This is a genomic window from Photorhabdus sp. P32 (assembly GCF_038085095.1).
Lineage (GTDB): Bacteria > Pseudomonadota > Gammaproteobacteria > Enterobacterales > Enterobacteriaceae > Photorhabdus > Photorhabdus luminescens.
This window is the reverse complement of the sequence record NZ_JAZGJN010000088.1, coordinates 1-972: the sequence shown is the minus strand read 5'-3', so window position 1 is coordinate 972 and position 972 is coordinate 1. Positions and strand designations below refer to the sequence as shown.

General features: G+C 30.1%; 1 protein-coding gene. It reads left to right on the top strand.

What is annotated here, in order from left to right; all coding sequences use genetic code 11:
- Positions 1 to 304: 304 nt before the first annotated feature.
- Complete coding sequence (locus V2H77_RS00385) at positions 305 to 937, top strand: hypothetical protein (RefSeq protein WP_341497221.1); 633 nt, start codon at positions 305 to 307, stop codon at positions 935 to 937.
- The last annotated feature ends 35 nt before the right edge of the window (positions 938 to 972 follow it).

Sequence of the window (972 nt, the reverse complement as noted above, 5' to 3'; positions counted from 1 at the left end):
TATTTTATATATTATTGAAATTGTCATTTTTTGTGTTTTTATTTTTAATTTAATTATTATGGGGCTTGTGTTTTTTGATTTAACGATCTATCTTTATTTAATATAGCTAATAACAAGAGAGACTAATTAAATGATATAATTTATATTATCAGGATATTTTGTTGTTGATTTTTATTTATAGTATCGTTGTGCGTTAGATCATTATATGTCGATGAAGATTATAAATGGACTTATTAATAACGGCAATTAAGTACATTTTTATTATTTAGGTTATCAATGCCATCAATAAAGCAAGGAGAGAAATATGAGTTTTAATAAAAAAGTCTTTCTGATTTTTTCTTTATTAGTTGTGAGCCACTTTAGTATGGCATGTGATATTGATCCAACGGTGGAGAATATAATAAAAAATTATGGTCTACAAGAGACCAAAGTGATGTCTATGTATAAAAATTGCGAATTGGATGTGGTTAATACTGGAAATAGAATTATCTTAACTAATAATAAATCCCAAAATAGGGATGAACGTGCAGAGATTGCGATGTACTGGTATAGAAGAATGGAAATAGAGGAATATAAGTTATTTGATAGTAATAAGTTTAAGAGAATTCCTTGTGTTAACGTGCCGAATCGCTTTTGCGGGATTTCTCCAGAGTACACTTACGCAAAGAGCTACCCGATGAGAGAGGATAGAAAATTCGTTATAGAATTTAGTACGGTAGAACCTGGCTGGTTATATAATGAATTTACAACTAAACATAACTGCGAAATTGATGTTGAATCGAGAGGAGAATCATATAGGCTTGGTGGAATAGGCGCATTGAAAAAAGATGAGTTAAATTGTCATAAGATCGGGGATGAGTTTAATCAGTGGTTATCAGAAAATCCAGCTAAAATAGAGGCTACGATTTCTTATGTACAATTGCCCATACCGAAGTAATCCTTAATATCTATTATATATACCCGTCATCTTTC

What these genes read in the sequence shown, in the direction of transcription:
- V2H77_RS00385 (WP_341497221.1), top strand. Translation starts at nt 305, where the DNA reads ATGAGTTTTAATAAAAAAGTCTTTCTGATTTTTTCTTTATTAGTTGTG.